Here is a 1,071-nt window from a genome sequence, read left to right on the forward strand (position 1 = left end):
CTCTTGAGTGGATCCTGAGTACGACGGAGCACGTGAAATTCCGTCGGAATCTGGGAGGACCATCTCCTAAGGCTAAATACTCTCTAGTGACCGATAGTGAACCAGTACCGTGAGGGAAAGGTGAAAAGTACCCCGGAAGGGGAGTGAAAGAGAACTTGAAACCGTGTGCTTACAAGTAGTCAGAGCCCGTTAATGGGTGATGGCGTGCCTTTTGTAGAATGAACCGGCGAGTTACGATCTGATGCAAGGTTAAGCAGAAAATGTGGAGCCGTAGCGAAAGCGAGTCTGAATAGGGCGTTGAGTATTTGGTCGTAGACCCGAAACCAGGTGATCTACCCATGGTCAGGTTGAAGTTCAGGTAACACTGAATGGAGGACCGAACCGACTTACGTTGAAAAGTGAGCGGATGAACTGTGGGTAGCGGAGAAATTCCAATCGAACTTGGAGATAGCTGGTTCTCTCCGAAATAGCTTTAGGGCTAGCCTCAAGTGATGATTATTGGAGGTAGAGCACTGTTTGGACGAGGGGCCCTTCTCGGGTTACCGAATTCAGACAAACTCCGAATGCCAATTAATTTAACTTGGGAGTCAGAACATGGGTGATAAGGTCCGTGTCCGAAAGGGAAACAGCCCAGACCACCAGCTAAGGTCCCAAAATATATGTTAAGTGGAAAAGGATGTGGCGTTGCCCAGACAACTAGGATGTTGGCTTAGAAGCAGCCATCATTTAAAGAGTGCGTAATAGCTCACTAGTCGAGTGACACTGCGCCGAAAATGTACCGGGGCTAAACATATTACCGAAGCTGTGGATTGTCCGTAGGACAATGGTAGGAGAGCGTTCTAAGGGCGTCGAAGCATGATCGCAAGGACATGTGGAGCGCTTAGAAGTGAGAATGCCGGTGTGAGTAGCGAAAGACGGGTGAGAATCCCGTCCACCGATTGACTAAGGTTTCCAGAGGAAGGCTCGTCCGCTCTGGGTTAGTCGGGTCCTAAGCTGAGGCCGACAGGCGTAGGCGATGGATAACAGGTTGATATTCCTGTACCACCTAGCATCGTTTTAATCGATGGGGGG

Annotated in this window: 1 rRNA gene; it reads left to right on the plus strand. The window is 49.8% G+C overall.

Annotated elements, in window-relative coordinates:
- A 23S ribosomal RNA gene (locus CD147_RS10365) occupies window positions 1-1,071 on the plus strand; the annotation flags it as partial.

It is taken from the genome of Staphylococcus devriesei (assembly GCF_002902625.1).
Lineage (GTDB): Bacteria > Bacillota > Bacilli > Staphylococcales > Staphylococcaceae > Staphylococcus > Staphylococcus devriesei.